17 protein-coding genes are annotated in these 15,352 nt (G+C 36.7%); 10 read left to right on the forward strand and 7 right to left on the reverse strand.

What is annotated here, in order from left to right:
* Positions 1-120: 120 nt before the first annotated feature.
* From AC1DDK_RS11830 to abc-f, 6 genes are all read left to right on the forward strand, one after another.
* On the forward strand, positions 121-1,023 hold the full coding sequence (locus AC1DDK_RS11830; protein WP_172659688.1) for a hypothetical protein: 903 nt from the start codon (positions 121-123) through the stop codon (positions 1,021-1,023).
* Positions 1,024-1,094: 71 nt separating this feature from the next.
* On the forward strand, positions 1,095-1,352 hold the full coding sequence (locus AC1DDK_RS11835) for a 4a-hydroxytetrahydrobiopterin dehydratase (RefSeq protein ID WP_337716525.1): 258 nt from the start codon (positions 1,095-1,097) through the stop codon (positions 1,350-1,352).
* 7 nt (positions 1,353-1,359) lie between these two features.
* Positions 1,360-2,091 carry a hypothetical protein gene (locus AC1DDK_RS11840; protein ID WP_337716527.1) on the forward strand — a complete coding sequence of 244 codons (732 nt, stop codon included), beginning with the start codon at positions 1,360-1,362 and terminating at the stop codon, positions 2,089-2,091.
* A gap of 19 nt (positions 2,092-2,110) precedes the next feature.
* Positions 2,111-2,743 (forward strand): alpha/beta hydrolase, encoded by a 633-nt coding sequence (locus tag AC1DDK_RS11845; protein ID WP_172659690.1) that lies wholly within the window; start codon positions 2,111-2,113, stop codon positions 2,741-2,743.
* Positions 2,744-2,800: 57 nt separating this feature from the next.
* The gene (locus tag AC1DDK_RS11850) at positions 2,801-2,998 is read left to right on the forward strand and encodes a hypothetical protein (protein ID WP_172659691.1); all 198 of its coding nucleotides are present in this window, start codon (positions 2,801-2,803) and stop codon (positions 2,996-2,998) included.
* Between the two features lie 270 nt (positions 2,999-3,268).
* Positions 3,269-4,858 (forward strand): ribosomal protection-like ABC-F family protein, encoded by a 1,590-nt coding sequence (abc-f, locus tag AC1DDK_RS11855; protein ID WP_288878795.1) that lies wholly within the window; start codon positions 3,269-3,271, stop codon positions 4,856-4,858.
* Here abc-f and AC1DDK_RS11860 read toward each other — a convergent pair.
* From AC1DDK_RS11860 to AC1DDK_RS11875, 4 genes are all read right to left on the reverse strand, one after another.
* Complete coding sequence (locus AC1DDK_RS11860; protein WP_477633920.1) at positions 4,855-5,358, reverse strand: DUF6265 family protein; 504 nt, start codon at positions 5,356-5,358, stop codon at positions 4,855-4,857. The two genes, abc-f and AC1DDK_RS11860, sit on opposite strands and share 4 nt — an antisense overlap.
* A gap of 53 nt (positions 5,359-5,411) precedes the next feature.
* Positions 5,412-5,732, reverse strand: coding sequence for a hypothetical protein (locus tag AC1DDK_RS11865; protein ID WP_216854314.1), 321 nt, complete (start codon positions 5,730-5,732; stop codon positions 5,412-5,414).
* A 39-nt stretch (positions 5,733-5,771) separates the two neighbouring features.
* Positions 5,772-6,353 carry a PhnA domain-containing protein gene (locus AC1DDK_RS11870; protein ID WP_172659694.1) on the reverse strand — a complete coding sequence of 194 codons (582 nt, stop codon included), beginning with the start codon at positions 6,351-6,353 and terminating at the stop codon, positions 5,772-5,774.
* 99 nt (positions 6,354-6,452) lie between these two features.
* Complete coding sequence (locus AC1DDK_RS11875; RefSeq protein WP_477633921.1) at positions 6,453-8,081, reverse strand: ABC-F family ATP-binding cassette domain-containing protein; 1,629 nt, start codon at positions 8,079-8,081, stop codon at positions 6,453-6,455.
* A gap of 148 nt (positions 8,082-8,229) precedes the next feature.
* Between AC1DDK_RS11875 and AC1DDK_RS11880 the strand changes: the two genes are divergently transcribed.
* The 3 genes from AC1DDK_RS11880 to AC1DDK_RS11890 all read left to right on the forward strand — a co-directional run bounded on the left by AC1DDK_RS11880 (position 8,230) and on the right by AC1DDK_RS11890 (position 9,943).
* Positions 8,230-8,799: a hypothetical protein gene (locus AC1DDK_RS11880; protein WP_477633922.1), complete on the forward strand. Its 570-nt coding sequence runs from the start codon at positions 8,230-8,232 to the stop codon at positions 8,797-8,799.
* Between the two features lie 109 nt (positions 8,800-8,908).
* Positions 8,909-9,487, forward strand: a complete 579-nt coding sequence (locus AC1DDK_RS11885) for a nitroreductase family protein (protein WP_172659697.1) — start codon at positions 8,909-8,911, stop codon at positions 9,485-9,487.
* Positions 9,488-9,490: 3 nt separating this feature from the next.
* The gene (locus tag AC1DDK_RS11890) at positions 9,491-9,943 is read left to right on the forward strand and encodes a 3-oxoacyl-ACP synthase (RefSeq protein WP_048906833.1); all 453 of its coding nucleotides are present in this window, start codon (positions 9,491-9,493) and stop codon (positions 9,941-9,943) included.
* A gap of 1 nt (position 9,944) precedes the next feature.
* Here the strand turns inward: AC1DDK_RS11890 and AC1DDK_RS11895 are convergent, their stop codons facing one another.
* On the reverse strand, positions 9,945-10,790 hold the full coding sequence (locus AC1DDK_RS11895; RefSeq protein ID WP_172659698.1) for a polysaccharide deacetylase family protein: 846 nt from the start codon (positions 10,788-10,790) through the stop codon (positions 9,945-9,947).
* A complete protein-coding gene (locus AC1DDK_RS11900) occupies positions 10,790-11,674 on the reverse strand; it encodes a polysaccharide deacetylase family protein (protein ID WP_477633923.1) in 885 nt (294 codons plus the stop codon). Before AC1DDK_RS11900 ends, AC1DDK_RS11895 begins: the two co-directional genes overlap by 1 nt.
* 132 nt (positions 11,675-11,806) lie before the next feature.
* Here AC1DDK_RS11900 and AC1DDK_RS11905 point away from each other — a divergent pair, with 132 nt between their 5' ends.
* A complete protein-coding gene (locus AC1DDK_RS11905; RefSeq protein WP_288878932.1) occupies positions 11,807-14,311 on the forward strand; it encodes a S9 family peptidase in 2,505 nt (834 codons plus the stop codon).
* Between the two features lie 53 nt (positions 14,312-14,364).
* On the opposite strand, the gene AC1DDK_RS11910 is transcribed toward AC1DDK_RS11905, so the two are convergent.
* A complete protein-coding gene (locus AC1DDK_RS11910; RefSeq protein WP_246269462.1) occupies positions 14,365-15,351 on the reverse strand; it encodes an IS4 family transposase in 987 nt (328 codons plus the stop codon).
* Position 15,352 lies beyond the last annotated feature (1 nt).

A 15,352-nucleotide genomic window follows, 5' to 3' on the forward strand; every position in this document is an offset into this window, starting at 1 on the left:
ATAATTTGATATTTATGATATAATTCATTGACTTCGTTTAGAACAAACTTCTCTATAMATGAAAATATAAAAGTCTTATATATGTATTATTTGGTATTATTTTTATCTTATATTCATATTATGAATAAGGAAGACCTGCTACATCTCGAGAAGCTAATGAATTTTTTAGCTAGTAATTTTCTAAAGAAAAAGACATGGAAAGATGTCTCTAAGTCTGAGTGGGCGTACATTGTAGAAGAATTGAATGGGTTGTTACAGAACCGTAACAGAAAACAGAAAGTAAAAAAAGAAACTGATCTATTTGGAGCAAATTATTTGTATGAACATCTTATTATCAATAAACTAAAAGCATATGAAAATCGAAAAGACCTCACTGGGTCCAGCAAACCGAACCTTAGTAAACTAAGTCGGATAGTGCAGGTGTTAGGCTATGATAACTACATCGATTTTATTAATTCGCACAACGAGGCATTTAGTTTTAACGATTTAAAAATTGATATCCCTAAGGTTACGGTTAACTACAAGTTATTGGACGAATTGGTAGGATTATGGTATTCTTTTAACCGTAACTTACCTGATAACCCGGAAGAAATTAATGAAGAAAGAATCTGGCGTTCGTCAGTTGAAATTTATAAATCTGAATCTTCGGGCGAATATCTGATAGAGAGAAGTGGGGGAGATAATCATAAGTACTATGGAAAAGTAACTTCTTATGCAGATTACATTTTCATTATCATGAACAGTAATACTTTTATCAGACAGCGGCACTTTATCTCACGCTTAAAAGATATAAATGAGAAATTAAAGCAGCCTAACTATAGGATAGAGGAAATGCATTTTATTAGTACCTGCATTAGTTTCAATCAGGAGCCAATTGCCTTATTTGAAATTTTTCAAAAAGCATCTAATACAAAAAACTACGTTGCGGATTCTATAAGTTTCCCAATAGAAAGTGAAGAGCTTCCGGCAGGAGTTGTTGCTTATTTAAAGGACACTGAGGGGAATCGAATTAATTATAAGTAGATTTAAACATAAGTCGATGTTGCTTGTTCTAATATTGGCAGCAATGGCGCCGCAACTTTATAATAGAATTTATGGAAAATGTAGTTCAAAAGGAGTGGGATATTGTTGAAAATAAACTGCACAAAATACTAATATTCAAAGATTTTCGGGAAGCTTTCGCCTTTATGGTTAAGGTGGCATTTGTAGCAGAGAAAAATAATCATCATCCTAAGTGGTGTAATGAATGGAATAAATTGGAATTTTGGCTAAGTACTCACGATGCAGGTAATATTATTACTGAAAAAGATAGAGCCCTTGCCAAGCAGATTGATGAATTGTTAAAAGTATAATTTAAGAATGATTATAGGCTTACCGTTGTTTGTTGTTGTGCTTTTTGTGTTGACGACCCTATTTACGCTGTTTTTGTTTTATCGCGTAATTAAAAGATCCTTACAGTTTAATGTTAGCAGTAAAGCCAATCTCCTTCTAATTGTTTTAAGTTTGTGGATTATTGTTCAGGCGATATTGGGTTTAAATTTTGTTTTCAGTTCCGATACTACTGTTTTTCCGCCTAAGATTGCCATTATGGGGGTATTCCCAGCTATTCTCTCAATTATGCTCGTATTTTTAACCCGGGGAGGTAGAAAGTTTATTGATGGACTCCCTATATTAAATCTCACTTATCTGCATGTAGGGAGAATTCCGGTGGAAATTATTTTGTACCTATTGTTTATCAATGGGACTGTTCCAGAACTGATGACATTTGAAGGGAGGAACTTTGATATTTTGGCAGGAATCTCTGCGCCTTTAGTAGCTTATTTTGGAATCTCAAAAAAGAAAATGGCCAAGGGATCTCTATTGGCCTGGAATGTTATTTGTCTTTGTTTATTGATCAATATTGTGGCGAATGCATTTCTCTCAGTACCCTCACCCATTCAGAAGTTTGGGTTTGACCAGCCTAATATTGCAGTTTTGTATTTCCCTTTTAGCTTACTTCCTGCTTTTATTGTGCCTGTGATGTTTTTTAGCCACCTGGTAAGTATCAGACAATTGCTAATGAACAAAGTAAGAGTTTTTGACGCTAATTAATAATTATAATGCACCTTTTATGAATTCCAAAAAAACTGTGCTTTTGTTGCTCTTAGTAGCCAATTCTTTATTTTGTGCTGCACAAGATTATATATTCTTTCTTCACAACAAGTTTGCAGAAGACCATTCGCTGACTGAAGTCCATCCTGAATATGGAAAAACGGAATATTTGGAAGTTTTAAACAAGTTTAAACAGGCTGGATTTCAGGTGATCAGTGAGAAAAGGTCCGCTAATACAGATGTAGGAGCCTATACAAAAAAGGTGGTTCGGCAAGTAGACAGTTTATTGAAATTAGGTGTTAAACCAAGCCATATTACAGTTATAGGCACTTCAAAAGGAGGATATATTGCGCAATACGTTTCCAGCTCCTTAAGGAACCCTAATCTTAATTTTGTGTTTATTGGTTGTTACAGAGATAAGGATTTAACATCTTTTCCCGGAATTAATTTCTGTGGAAATATTTTAACTATCTATGAGCGATCTGACGAATACGGAGTGTCGGCAATAAAAAGGAAAGAAACATCTAATTTAAAGGTTTTGCACTTTAAAGAAATAGAGCTAAACACGGGATTGAAGCATGGTTTTTTATTTAAGCCTTTGCCGCAATGGATAGAACCATGTATTAAATGGGCGAACCGTAATTATAAGTAGCTAAAATTTTAGCAAATAATCTGATTATTTAGTATATTAGTATATCAAAAGTTTTTTATGAAAAAGCAGGGTATAGACGCTCTGAATGAGCATGTTGAAATGATAAAAGACGAAGTGATTCTGACTACAGAAAGGGATATCGAAACGTTCTTTAATGCTTTGATGTATCCCCCTGATCCACTAAAAGATTTTTCAAAACTGGCAGATTATTATGAGCAGATTCTTCATCAGGTTCATAAAAATTTAGTTATTTGATAGTTCAGACGATACTCGTTTCTTAAAAAAATATTTACCTTTGTCGTATAAACGACTAATTACCCCATTGAGAACATCTATGTACGATGATGGCAAATGTCATTTTATCTATATTGGTGTAATTCATTAAGAAATGTAAGATCCTATAAACAGAGCAGTAGCTTTTCCTTTTTTGCTCAAATGCTAAACAGTACCACTGTACTTGTCTAGCCGCCTCGTGCTTATGCACAATTTAAATCTTATTTTTTTACTTTTTATCAATGATGCTTTATGGGTATTGTAGTTAAACAAATTTCATATGTGCATTCCAATAAGGAATGCCTGTTCCGCGATATAAATTTTTCTGTTTCTAAAGGGCAAAAGATAGCCTTAATAGGTGCTAATGGTTCTGGAAAATCTACTTTGCTTGAGATCCTTGCAGGTCGGGTTGAGCCTGCCTCAGGGGATGTTGCATCAATAAATAAACCTTTTTATGTCCCCCAGCATTTCGGTCAGTACGACGATTTAACTGTTGCCCAGGCCCTGGGTATTGACGGTAAAATGGAAGCATTACATGCAATACTTAATGGCGATGCTTCTTTAACCAATTTCGCCCAATTAGATGACGACTGGAATGTTGAAGAGAGGGCTCTGGCAGCGCTTAGTTTGTGGAATATACAACACATTGAATTAGCTCAGCCGATGAAAACAATTAGTGGAGGAGAGAAAACCAAGGTATTTTTATCAGGCATTACAATTCATTTACCATCGGTTATACTTTTTGATGAACCATCAAATCATCTTGATGTAGAGAGCCGGGAACAATTATATAATCTGATACAGACAAGTAAAGCAACGACTATAGTTGTAAGCCATGATAGAACTTTACTTAATCTTCTTGATGTTACTTTTGAATTGAATCAAAGTGGGGTAGAGGTTTATGGAGGTAATTATGACTTCTTTAAAATGCAAAAGGAGGAGAGGTTGATGGCTTTAGAGGCTCAGGCAGATCATAAAGAAAAAGCTTTACGACAAGCTAAGCAAATTGCCAGAGAAGCAGCCGAACGCAAACAAAAAGAGAATTCAAGGGGGAATCAAAAACAAATAAAGAAAGGCGTTCCCAGAATTTTTATTAATACGATTAAAAACAGATCTGAACAAAGTACATCCAAATTACAGGAAGTACATTCTGATAAGGTTAACGGTATTTTGCAAAACCTTCAGCAGCTTAAGCGGCAATTGCCTGAGGTAAAGGAATTTAAAGTAACTTTTGAAAATTCAAATCTGCACGCAGGCAAAATATTGATAAAGGCGGAGGATGTGAATTTTGGTTACAGTTCCGGATATTTATGGGAGAACCCATTGAATTTCCAGATTAGAAGTGGCGAAAGGATTGCCATTTCTGGTAAAAATGGCTCTGGGAAAACTACACTTTTGAAATTGATATTGGGTAAAGTAAAACCATCAGAGGGTGCTTTAATAATAGCTGATTTCAAGCATCTTTACATTGATCAGGAGTATTCAGTATTAGATAATGAACTAACTGTGTTTGAACAGGTACAGGAATTTAATTCACAGCACTTGCCAGAACACCGACTTAAAACATTGCTACACCAATTTCTCTTCAAAATTGATATGTGGAATAAGACATGCAAACAACTTAGTGGAGGGGAGAAGATGAAATTGATATTTTGCTGCCTAGTGGTAAGCAATAGTTCTCCTGAGCTCATTATTTTAGATGAGCCTACCAATAATCTGGATGTTCAGAGCCTGGAGGTTATAACCTCAGCAATAAAACATTACAAAGGAACTTTGCTGGTGATCTCCCATGACGAGTATTTCATCAATGAAATAGGAGTAAATGAAAGGATCGCGCTTTAGGGTTTAGTACGGTTAAATACAAACAGGTCTTTAAATGCCCATTTACCGTCTTGCAGGTTGCCTCTGGCAATTACAAATTGATTGGAGGAGCGTTTTTCGTATAGAATACGTAAGCTTTCGCCCTCTTTTTGAAAGATAGCACGGTCTTTACTTGCTTCTACAAAGTTGTAACGATCGTGTTTGTCTTTCTCCTCTAAACCCAGAAGACCTGGTTTAAAATGTTTTACCATAGAGACCAGTCCTTGTTCGGTTTGCTCATAGGCTAATATTTCATAAAGATCAGCTTTACCGGCTTTCATCATGCGCATGAAGCCTAGTATGTTTTCGTCTTCTGGTTGTAACMAAACTCCTTCAATAGATTGGCCTTCAGGAGTAGTAGCTTTCCAATGGCCTTGAATAAAGGCTACATCTGCAACAGAGCCGCCATTTGGTTGAGTTTGGCCGAAGGTTTTAGGCAAAAAGCCAATAAATAGCAACAGAAAAGCGTAAGTGTGTCTCATAGTAATTAATTAATAATGAAATAATTTAAGGAATTTAAATATACATATTCATTTTAATTACCAGTAGAATTTGGTAATAATGACAAATACAATGAAACCAGATCTTCCCATTCTTTTTCCAGAGTAACGTTGGGTCTTGATTGCCCTGCCCGGTTATACCAGTAATCAGCATTCCACACATCTCCCTCTTTTCTGTGTAGATAGGCATGTACGTGAGCAGACTGTTTATCGCTTAGGTGATCTATCAGATCGTGTGCTGTTTTCCAGTCACCTTTTCCCTCATGCCAAAGCGCCTGCAAATGTGCAGGCAAACCTGAAGGTATCTCTCCGCTACTTAAAAAATCTTTAAAATACTTAATCTCAATTGATTTCATAATTAGATCAATTTTACTGTCTTTATTTTATAGCTGCAATTAGCTTTGCTTCCGTACATATTTGGTTAGAATAACAATCAGCTGACCTTCAACACGGCCTTCTATTTGCTCCTTATTATCATCAACTAATTTAATGTTTTTCACCACTGTTCCAAGTTTTGCGCTTAGACTGGATCCTTTAACATCAAGTGTTTTTATAATCACTACTGTATCTCCGTTTTCCAGCACATTATTATTAGAATCCTTATGGAATTCCACTTCAGAATCATTTTCGTGATCACCGGTTGCTTTGGCCCAAGCCAAAGTTTCATCATCAAGATACATCATATCCAGATTATCAATTGCCCAGCTTTCCTGCCTTAATCTGTTTAACATGCGCCAGCTCACTACCTGTACTCCTGGAACCTCACTCCACATACTTCCACTAAGGCACTGCCAGTGTTTGCTGTCTAATACCTCTTTTTTTTCAATCTGTGCTAAACACTTTCCGCATGTTACAACACATTCTTCTGCTGTATTTTGAGTTTGAGGGGGAACCTCATAGATGCTAAGATTGGCCTCAGATCCACATAATTCACACTTATTCTCACTTCTTTCAAGTAGCTGTTCTTCCAGTTTCATATTCATAATTCGCAAAACGCGAAGATACTCATTTCGAACAAGAAAGGCCATTTTGTATTACAAAATGGCCTTTCTTGTTCGAAATGAAATAGGTTTTCTTTATTTTGTTTTATATAATGAAGCACGCAAAGCTGCTACATCTTCACTTGAAATATATTCATCGTAGGTCATCATMTTATCAATTGTTCCGTTAGGAGTTAATTCAATGATTCGGGTCGCTACAGATTCAGTTAATGCGTGATCTCGTGAGGTAAACAATGCTGTTCCTTTAAAATCTTTTAAACCATTGTTTAATGCAGTAATAGATTCAAGGTCAAGGTGATTGGTCGGCTCATCAAATAACAATAGATTCGCGTGTCTTAACATCATTTGCGAGAACATACAACGCATTTTTTCACCACCTGATAATACCTTTACATTTTTAAGTACCTCTTCTCCGGAGAAAAGCATTCTGCCAAGGAAACTTCTTACAAACTGTTCATCCTGATCTGTCCCTGAATATTCACGAAGCCAGTCAACCAAATTCTCATCCTTACCTGCAAAATATGGAGTGTTGTCATTTGGAATGTCGGCAACGTTAATGGTTACTCCAAATTTAAACTCACCTGTATAGTTTTTCTCACGTCCGGTTAATACATTGTAGAATGCAGTGGTAGCAAGACTGTTTTGAGAAAGAACAGCGATCTTATCACCTTTATTTACCATGAAGTTGATGTTTCTAAACATCACATCGCCATTTAAAGTGCAAGAAAGATTTTCTACCTGTAAAATCTGATCTCCGGCTTCTCTGCCAAGATTATTAAACAGAATGGCAGGATATTTTCTGCTTGAAGCTTTAATCTCAGAGATATCTATTTTATCTAAAGCTTTTTTACGTGAAGTTGCTTGTTTTGACTTAGATGCATTGGCACTAAAGCGCTGAATAAATTCCTGAAGTTCTTTAACTTTCTCCTCCAGTTTTTTATTCTGATCACTACGTTGTTTTAAAGCAAGTTGACTAGATTCGTACCAGAAAGTGTAGTTACCCGAGTAAATACTCATTTTGCTGAAATCGATATCAACTATGTGCGTACAAACTGCGTCTAAAAAGTGCCTGTCGTGAGATACAACCAATACAATATTTTGATAATCAGCAAGGAAGTTTTCGAGCCATGCAATCGTGTCGATATCCAAATCGTTGGTAGGCTCATCCAGTAATAAGATGTCCGGATTTCCAAATAAAGCCTGAGCCAATAAGACACGCACTTTTTGGTTACCATCAAGTTCTTTTAACTGTTTGTAATGGTGTTCTTCTTTAATACCTAAGTTACTAAGCATGGTGGCGGCATTGCTTTCCATGTTCCATCCATCCATTTCGGCAAATCTATTTTCCAGTTCGCCTGCACGCTCACCATCTTTATCAGAGAAGTCCTCTTTTAAATAGATCGCATCTTTTTCCTTCATGATTTCGTACAATTCCTTGTGGCCCATCATTACAGTTTCAATTACACTAAATTCATCAAACTCATAGTGGTTTTGTTTTAAAACGGCCATTCGTTCTCCAGGAGTAAAAGCTACACTACCGGTAGTTTGGTTTACTTCGCCAGAAAGAATTTTAAGAAATGTTGATTTACCAGCCCCGTTGGCGCCAATTACACCATAGCAGTTGCCATGATTAAATTTTAGGTTAACATCTTCGAATAAAGTGCGTTTTCCGTAACGGAGTGATAAATTTGAAACTGAAATCATATTGCTGAAAAATAAGCTGCAAAGGTAGGCATTATTTATAAAATCATTAAGACTTTTAGCGATCTGCCGGATGTCTGGTGGTTTTATATAAGTTTAAGGTTCAAAATTTCTAAATTAKAAAATCAGATACTGATTTAAAATAATTAATGTGAATAAGGAAGAGTTAATAGCAAGGCTTAGTACGTCAATGGAGTTTCAGATGGTGACTAATTTAACTGGTATTATTGAAAGTAATGATCTAAAAATAACCGACTTACTGGATATTAGTTTTCATAKGAAAAAAGAAGTTGCTTTTAGGGCCGCCTGGATGTTAGAATATTTGATGACACACAAGCCTGATCTGTTTGTGGGTTATATCCCAGAGCTTATATCATTATTGGCGAAACAGAAGAACCCTTCGGCGATGAGGCATTACGCTAAGATTATTGCTTTACTGACAGACAGAAAGGCTCATCATGTATATAAAGATAAGGCTGTAACAACAGATTTTGAACCTGTTATTGATATTTTGTTTACCTGGCTTGTAGATACAGAGGTGCTTGTAGCTACCAAAGTGCACTGTATGCAAACCCTGGCAAATCTGGCACCTCGTTACGATTGGATTAAAGACGAGCTGCTAGAGACAATAGATTATCTGGTTGATATCGAAAGTGTTGCGTTTTTTGGCAGAGCCAAGCAAATTAGAAAGCAATTAAAGAAGATTCGGCAGAAAGTTTAATACTAAAACTATTACACGGCGCAAACATTTCCATTGGGCTTAAATTCTATTTTTGCCATTTATGTGCTATAGTTAAAAAATTAGCATAACATTTGGAAGAGATATTGGAATGGAACAAGAAATAGAAATTTTAAGCAGGATTATTAAACGTAGGCGGAGCATTTTTCCGGTGAGTTATACTAATCAGGAGGTGCCGGTTAAGGTTATACAGCAAATTTTGGAAAGTGCTAACTATGCACCTACACATAAATTAACACAACCCTGGCGTTTCATTGTTTTCAGAAATGAGGGGAAAACTAAGTTTGGTAAAGAGCTAGCCCGCTTGTATAAAAAAACTACACCAGTTCATCAGTTTTTGCAAAAGAAATATGATAGCATTCTTGAAAAGGCAGAACAAGCCAGCTGCATAATTACATTAAATGTCGAATTGCATTCAGACAAGGTACCCGAATGGGAGGAGCTTGCAGCTCTAGCCTGTGCAGTTCAGAACATGGCGCTTACTGCCGAGGCCTTAAATGTTGGCGCATACTGGAGTTCACCGGGAATGATTGCAGATCTGAAGGATTATCTTAACTTAGGGGAACAGGAGAAATGTTTTGGGCTTTTTTATATGGGATACCATAACGAGGAACCCAGAGATGCAATTCGTACTCCTATTGAAGAAAAGATTAAATGGATAGAATCGTAATTTATGCAGGATATTAAAGAAACACTATATCGACTTTGTTTAAATTTTATAGAGCAAAGAATTCAGACTGCTGAAGTTGCATTGCAACAGGCGCGCGAAGCTAGTAATGATGATACTAAAAGCAGCGCCGGAGATAAGTATGAAACCAGCAGAGAAATGATGCAGCAGGATATTGATCGAAACAAGCGTCTTTTAATCGATGCTCAGGATAATCTAAGATTGTTAAAAAGTATTGAGATAAATCCTGAGTCTGAAATTGTAAGACATGGCAGTTTGGTGTATACCAACAACGGGAGTTTTTACATTAGTGTTAGCGCGGGTCAGCTAACGCTTGATGGTAAGGCTATTTTTGCTATTTCCCCTTCATCTCCCATAGGCAAATTGCTTTTGGATAAGAAGAAAGGGGATGCGTTTAGTTTTAATGATAAGAAATTTGTTGTTGAGGCAGTTGCCTAAACTATTTAAAACTCTTATTTATACTATGGTAAAGGTTCTTCGCTGTATAAGTTCCTGGATCAATAATACGTCGGATGGTAAAAAGCGGATTAGTCTCATCTCTCTTTGTTGATAAGATGAATGCCGCTTTAAACCCGTGCTCTTTTAATTTATGTAAGGCTTCTGGTTTCCAAACCCCATATGGATAGGCAAAATATTCAACCTTTTTACCTGTAATTGTTTCTAATGTTTTGGTCGGTTTATCTATTTGTACTTCCCAATCATCATTCGTAAACTCACTGAAATTTTTGTGATTCCAGGTATGGCTTGCGATAACATGACCGTCATCTGCGAGGGCTTTTATTTGGGTTTTGCTCATGTATCTCGGTCTTCCTATAGATACCGTCATGATAAAAAATACGCCCTTAAAACCATATTTTTTTAACTCGGGTGCTGCAACAGTAAACTGATCCAGATCCGTATCATCAAAGCTAATGATGATCGGTTTTTCTGGAAGTTTGCCCCCATAATTCAAATAATCATAAAGCTGGTCTGGTAAAATGGTATGGTAGCCACTATCTGCAAGCATTTTAATATGCTGTTTGAAATTGGCAGGAGGGATAATGTCATCATGCGCCCGTTTCGAATCGCTTGCTTTCCAATCTCTAATTTGATGATAACAAAGAACAGGGACTTCCTTTTTGCTTAAAATCTCGGCCGCGGTAGCTTCCTTTTTAGGTGCCTTACTAGTTTGGGCTGTGTCTTTATCAGGATTACCCGAAGCGGAACTAGTTTGACTTTGACTGGTATATGTGCATGCTGAAGCTAATATCATTAAGCCAGCACCCAGACTTAAAAGTATTTTCATTAGAAACTTTTTACTATGCTGTTATGTAGCGTTTTAGGACTCCAGTAACCACTCGCAATAATTCTTCTTATCGTGTACAACGGATAATTCTGATCGCGTTTATCAGCAAGAGAAAATGCCATCCTAAATCCACGTTTTTTTAGTTCAGGGAAACCTTCAGCATTCCATAAGCCAAAAGGATAAGCAAATTCAGTCATTTTTTTGCCGGTAATCTCTTCCAGTTTTTTGGTAGGCTTATCTAGCTGTTCTTCCCAGTCTTTTCCCTGGTATTTCTTGAAATTCTTATGGTCATAAGTGTGACYGCCAATTATATTGCCATCATCAGAAAGTTGTTTTATCTGCTCTTTGGTCATATAGTCAACAAACTTACCCTTACKGCCAATGGATACTGTCATGATAAAGTAGACTGCTTTAAAACCGTATTTTTTTAGTGTTGGAGCAGCAATTGTAAACTGATCCATGTCTGTATCATCAAAAGTAAACATGATCGGTTTGCTCGGTAATGGAGCGCCCGTATTTAAATAGGCATATAACTGATCAGGTAATATAGAGTGATAACCACTGTCGGCAAGCATTTTAACCTGATCTTTAAAGTTTTGTATTTCAACAATGTAGTCTTTCCCTACTTTGCCATCTGTTGGTTTCCAGTTACGAACCTGGTGATAGCATAAAATAGGTACCTGTTTGCGGGCAAGTATGGTTTTAGCATCAGCAACTTTAATTTTGCTTACATCAATTTTAGCGGCCTGTACTTCTTCCTTTGATGAGGTTTGTGTTAAAGTATCCTTAACATCCGGGTTATCGGTGTTAGTTTGTGATTTAGATTGGCAACTGGCCGTAAAAATTGCCGCTGCAGTTAATAAAGGTAGAAGATGCTGTTTCATTTATGATTATTTGTGGCAAAACTATGAAATCAACCGCTATTTTATTGCATTAACTATCACATTTATTACAAATAAAGATTCATCCTTCTTTAGTATTAATCAATAATTTAGCCGTTTTAATTAACAGTTCAAATGAAGAAACTTTACATTCTATTTTTATTGCTTATTAGTGCAGGTTTTAATGCGGTTTCGCAAACCAAAACTTTTACAATAACAGAAACCACAACCCAGGCACCGAAGGCAAATTATCAGCTTGCCTCAAGGTTTTCGCCCAACAAACTTAAAAAGATCATTTACTCAACGGCTGTTGATCCGCACTGGTTGAAATTAAGTAATCGTTTTTGGTATGAGTATGAAACACCAAACGGTAAGCTTTGGTACCTTGTTGATCCGGTTGCTAAAAGCAAAAAGAAGATTTTTGACAATGCACAGCTTGCTGCAGAAATCACTACAATTATTCGTGATCCTTTTGATGCCCAGCACTTGCCTTTAGAGAATCTTAAGTTTTCGAGTGATGAAAAACAAATCAGTTTTGAAATAAAAAGTACTATTGATGAATTGAAAAAGGATCGTAAGGATAAGAAAGATGCAGATTCAATGCAGAAAAAGATTTTTTATTTTAATTATGATATTGCAAGTGCAAAACTTACCGAAGTCCCAAATTATACCAAGCCTAAAGCAAAGCCGTCTTGGGGTTCGGTTGCACCTGATTCCTCGGCAATTATCTTTAGTAGAAATTACAACTTGTACTGGATGGATAAGGAAAACTATAAAAAGGCTGTGAAAAATGAAGAGGACAGCACCATTGTAGAGCACCAGCTAACAAAGGATGGAGTTAAGTTTTATTCATATGGCAGCGATGGTGATGGCGAAAATAATGAAGAACAAGAGAAAAACAATAAGAAAAGACGCAGAGCTTACGTGTTATGGTCGCCAAATGCAAAATATTTTGTGCTCGACAGAACAGATTCCCGTAAGGTAAAAGACCTTTGGGTAGTAAACAATATTACTGCCGGCAGGCCTACCTTAGAAACATACAAATACCAAATGCCAGGTGAGCCTGATGCACCAATTGATGAACTCCTTTTATTCAATTTTGCCAGCAAAACCTTTAAGAAGCTAAATATCGCTGCTTTCAAAGATCAGAGTGTGTCTGTCTGGGGGGCGCCTCCTTTAAACAAAGATCGTGATAATGAGTTCAGACCTTCTATATGGCTGGGTAATAACAGCAAGATCTATCTTTCGCGTACCAGCAGGGATTTAAAACGAGTTGATGTATGTACCGTTGATATCAATACGGATGTAGTAACTCCGGTAATTGATGAACGTTTTAACACTTATGTAGAAATCAACCGTCCGGGTTTGGTAAACGATGGAAAAGAAATTATCCATTGGTCTGAAAGAGACGGATGGGCTCATTTTTATCTGTTTGATAGTAATGGTAAGTTAAAGAACCAAATTACAAAAGGTGCCTTCCATTGTGAAAGCATAGTGAACATCGACGAAAAAAATAGGGTGTTGTATTTTACTGCAAATGGGCGAGAGGCTAAGGAAGATCCTTACTACCTGCATTTATACCGCATTAATTTTGATGGGTCTGGAATGAAGCTTCTAAATCCGGGAGATTTTGATCATGCAGTAAATATGAACGATGAGAATAAGTTTTTTGTAAATAACTTCTCTAAAGTTAATACGGTTCCTAGATCTGTATTGATGGATAACACCGGTAAAAAAGTAATGGATCTTGAAACTGCTGATCTTTCTTTATTAATGGCTACCGGTTATAAATTTCCGGAACCTTTTAAAGTAAAAGCTGATGATGGCGTTACGGATATTTACGGGGTAATGTATAAACCTTTTGATTTTGACCCGACCAAAAAGTATCCGATCATAGAATATGTATATCCCGGTCCTCAAACCGAGGCTGTAAACAAGTCCTTTAGTAAAAGCATGGATAGAACTGATCGCTTGGCTCAGTTTGGATATGTGGTAATTACAGTAGGGAATAGAGGAGGAAACCCTGCAAGATCTAAATGGTATCATACCTATGGTTATGGAAACTTACGCGACTATGGCTTGGCTGACAAGAAGGCTGCTGTAGAACAACTGGCAGATAGGTACTCATTTATCGATGCCACTAAAGTTGGTATTACCGGCCACTCGGGTGGCGGTTTTATGTCTACAGCCGCAATGCTTGTTTATCCTGATTTCTTTAAAGCTGCAGTATCAAATGCAGGAAACCATGATAACAGTATTTATAACAGATGGTGGAGTGAAAAGCATCATGGTGTAAAAGAAATTGTTTCAGCAAAAGGCGATACTACATTTAAATATAGCATTGATAAAAATCCTGATCTTGCTAAAAACCTGAAAGGTCATTTAATGTTGATGACGGGCGACGTTGATAATAACGTACATCCGGCAAATACCATTAGAGTAGCTAATGCTTTAATGAAAGCAGGTAAAAGATTTGAATTTGTTATTGTACCGGGACAACGCCATGCATTTGGTGATTTAACAGAATATGCTTTCTGGAAGCTGGCCGATCACTTTAATAAATATTTGATTGGCGACTTTTCTCAATCTGACCAGGTTAATGTACTGGAGATGGATAGGGAAGTGGAACAGAAGAAATAAAATAAAAAGTAGCTGCTAGCCCAGTCATGGTCGGAAGAAATTCCGGCCATTTTTTATGTTTTAAAAAACAGGCCTGGGTCTCCTCCGCATTGCACAACGATTAGGGCAATAGCTAAGTCCCTTACTTCCATGGAGAACCGTCTTTTTGCTGTTTTGTAAGTCAATTTATTTGCTTTTTTATATATCAGCACCAACATGGCTGCCATTAATGTCATGTACAACATTACCTGTATTCCGTTCTTATTCAAAGACACAAGGTGGCTCATATTGAGTTCCTGTTTTAGAAACCTAAAAAATACCTCTATATCCCAGCGTCTCCTATATGCTTGAGCCATTTCCTTTGCAGACAGATCAAAATCATTGCTCAAAAACCAATATTTCTTGCCATCCAACTTGCTTTCCACAATAATAAGACGAAAGGGACTATCTACTAGTTCTTCTCTGAAATGTTTATTCCCCTTTTTGTTATTTACCGCTACACCAGTATACAATTGAACTTTAGAGTCCTTTAATAGATTGGATTCGCCTAGATCCAAGTCTTTATTCTCCTGTATAAGCGACTCGAGTTCAACGAATTTCTTATTTTCTTTGGTCCTGCAAATGAATGTTATTGCATTGGAACTAAATGTTTTCATGTTTCTGATTGATTGCAAACCTCTATCCATCACATAAATGTTTTGATGATCTGTTTCTTTCTTCACATGAGCCATTACTGCTTCAGGCAATGCAAGATCTTCACTGGCATAGCCTTTGGAGGTAAATACATTGGATTGACATGGTAATACTCCATCAAAGGCAATACTATATTTCACTGCTTTCTTACCACTTTTGTTATCAAGCCCTTCGGTTAACTTACCAACCGTTTCACTAACCATTGAGCTATCAACACGGATAAGGTTATATTTCTCTCTTTCGGTTAGGGAGTACAAACTGGAGAACTGATCGTAAATGCATTCATAGATCTGCTTAAAATAATCTGGATCTATTTTAGAAAGTCGCTCTGAAATGGAGCTTCTGCGTACCCGTTCATCCTCATCCAGA

The sequence above is a fragment of the Pedobacter sp. 05T44 genome (genome assembly GCF_056395985.1).

Excerpts from the sequence above, each read along its gene's own strand:
- AC1DDK_RS11845 (WP_172659690.1), top strand. The coding sequence starts at position 2,111 with ATGAATTCCAAAAAAACTGTGCTTTTGTTGCTCTTAGTAGCCAATTCT.
- AC1DDK_RS11850 (WP_172659691.1), top strand. The coding sequence starts at position 2,801 with ATGAAAAAGCAGGGTATAGACGCTCTGAATGAGCATGTTGAAATGATA.
- AC1DDK_RS11835 (WP_337716525.1), top strand. The coding sequence starts at position 1,095 with ATGGAAAATGTAGTTCAAAAGGAGTGGGATATTGTTGAAAATAAACTG.
- abc-f (WP_288878795.1), top strand. The coding sequence starts at position 3,269 with ATGGGTATTGTAGTTAAACAAATTTCATATGTGCATTCCAATAAGGAA.
- AC1DDK_RS11890 (WP_048906833.1), top strand. The coding sequence starts at position 9,491 with ATGCAGGATATTAAAGAAACACTATATCGACTTTGTTTAAATTTTATA.
- AC1DDK_RS11865 (WP_216854314.1), bottom strand. The coding sequence starts at position 5,732 with ATGAAATCAATTGAGATTAAGTATTTTAAAGATTTTTTAAGTAGCGGA.
- AC1DDK_RS11870 (WP_172659694.1), bottom strand. The coding sequence starts at position 6,353 with ATGAAACTGGAAGAACAGCTACTTGAAAGAAGTGAGAATAAGTGTGAA.
- AC1DDK_RS11895 (WP_172659698.1), bottom strand. The coding sequence starts at position 10,790 with ATGAAAATACTTTTAAGTCTGGGTGCTGGCTTAATGATATTAGCTTCA.
- AC1DDK_RS11830 (WP_172659688.1), top strand. The coding sequence starts at position 121 with ATGAATAAGGAAGACCTGCTACATCTCGAGAAGCTAATGAATTTTTTA.
- AC1DDK_RS11840 (WP_337716527.1), top strand. The coding sequence starts at position 1,360 with ATGATTATAGGCTTACCGTTGTTTGTTGTTGTGCTTTTTGTGTTGACG.
- AC1DDK_RS11885 (WP_172659697.1), top strand. The coding sequence starts at position 8,909 with ATGGAACAAGAAATAGAAATTTTAAGCAGGATTATTAAACGTAGGCGG.
- AC1DDK_RS11905 (WP_288878932.1), top strand. The coding sequence starts at position 11,807 with ATGAAGAAACTTTACATTCTATTTTTATTGCTTATTAGTGCAGGTTTT.